The organism is Helicobacter sp. T3_23-1059, assembly GCF_053654515.1.
Genome location: NZ_JBSIUV010000158.1, coordinates 1 through 1,002, shown reverse-complemented (window position 1 = coordinate 1,002; position 1,002 = coordinate 1). Strand labels below are relative to the sequence as shown.

Genomic DNA, 1,002 nt, shown 5'->3' with positions numbered 1-1,002 from the left:
AATCTTTTGTGCTTGATTGAAGTAGGACTTTGCCTTTGTGGGCGCATTCTATGGCATCAGGTTCTAGCAGTGGATTTAGCGTTGGATTCCTTATATGGATTTAGAATGTTTGCAAATATGATTGTGGCAAAAACTTGTTTGCGTGATTGGATTTGCACTATGCTTAGTTATTTTCTTTAAAACTTTGCAACTCCCAAAATTCAAGGGGCTCTCCTCCGTAATCCTGTTGTCTTTTACGATATTTGCATTCCTTACAACGCTCTGTAATAATTTTTTCTGCTTCTATATGATATTGCGCGGAATGATATATGGATATACACCTTCTTAGTGTGCAACTTGGACATTCTCGTTTTTCTGTTGTTATTCGTTTGGCATCACTATCAAGATTGTCTATGTATTTTATAATTTTATCTCTTCGTATCTCATCATCCACATCTATATACATTTCCCTTGCGTTTTCTTCGGCTTTAGATTGTGGTGGATTATCATATATCCCAAGACAATATGTTAGCCCAAAGTATTTAAGTCTATGGATTTGAGCCATCGTATTTTTGGCGATTAGCTCTTTTGCACCATAATCCCCAGCAAACAATGGAGAAATACAAACCAACAAGGCATATAACATCACAATATGTTTCATTTCTCACCCCAAATCCCAATAATATACTTCTTTAACCAAATAATTATCATTCGTCAAAAAATTTTCATTTGTTTGCAAGATTGCATCGACAAAATCAATTTTATCCCACAAAGTAGTATGCCCAAAGCCTGCTTTTGTGATAAGATTTATGCCTTTCATAGCGATAATTCCTCGCTTTTTGTGCAATAACTTATTTGTCCCAAAAACCGCTTCCTTTCCGCTAAAATCTTTAAAAAAAGCATTGTTTGCATTTTTTGTATCCATTGTATGTGCAAAATCTTTTGATTGTCCATTATGTATAAAATCTCTTATTCTCTCATAGCCACACTTGTTTGTTTCATTACAATCCAATTTTTTTCAAT

3 protein-coding genes are annotated in these 1,002 nt (G+C 34.1%); 1 reads left to right on the top strand and 2 read right to left on the bottom strand.

Annotated features, from left to right (window positions below; genetic code table 11):
* The coding region (locus ACWIX0_RS13765) for a hypothetical protein (RefSeq protein WP_454174550.1) at window positions 1–180 on the top strand (180 nt) is incomplete at its 5' end.
* Here the strand turns inward: ACWIX0_RS13765 and ACWIX0_RS13760 are convergent.
* Together ACWIX0_RS13760 and ACWIX0_RS13755 are read right to left on the bottom strand one after the other, a co-directional pair.
* Window positions 164–640 (bottom strand): hypothetical protein, encoded by a 477-nt coding sequence (locus tag ACWIX0_RS13760; RefSeq protein ID WP_454174549.1) that lies wholly within the window; start codon window positions 638–640, stop codon window positions 164–166. The genes ACWIX0_RS13765 and ACWIX0_RS13760 overlap by 17 nt on opposite strands.
* A gap of 3 nt (window positions 641–643) precedes the next feature.
* Window positions 644–991, bottom strand: a complete 348-nt coding sequence (locus tag ACWIX0_RS13755; protein ID WP_454174548.1) for a hypothetical protein — start codon at window positions 989–991, stop codon at window positions 644–646.
* Window positions 992–1,002: the final 11 nt, after the last annotated feature.

Excerpts from the sequence above, each read along its gene's own strand:
- ACWIX0_RS13760 (WP_454174549.1), bottom strand. The coding sequence starts at position 640 with ATGAAACATATTGTGATGTTATATGCCTTGTTGGTTTGTATTTCTCCA.